This window comes from Zoogloea sp. 1C4, assembly GCF_009469605.1.
Taxonomy (GTDB): domain Bacteria; phylum Pseudomonadota; class Gammaproteobacteria; order Burkholderiales; family Rhodocyclaceae; genus Zoogloea; species Zoogloea oryzae.
Genome location: NZ_SSXU01000098.1, coordinates 596 through 956 on the forward strand (window position 1 = coordinate 596; position 361 = coordinate 956).

Below are 361 nucleotides of genomic sequence, written 5' to 3' on the forward strand. Positions count from 1 at the left end.
TCTTAAAGGTATTACTTGTATTATTCTCTCTTTCCCCCATTCATAAAGTTTATACTCTCTATAACTGCTAATTTTAAAAGTAGCTTCACTTATTTCCTTCTGCAACTACTGTATTACTAATTCCTTGTTTTCCATTAAGTATATTCCAATTGCAGAAGTTTTTCTCTTAGTGCCTCTCATAACATAATTGAAACTTTCTAACATATTAGAATATTCAATTATTTCTTCTATTATATATCCTTCTCTGCGCATATCTCCTTCAGTTTCGCCATCTACCTTCTTCGAGAACTAACCTACCAAACGCATGATGGCACGCACGTGATTTTTTACTTCTGTCAGTATTTCAGGAAGTTTAGTAAGG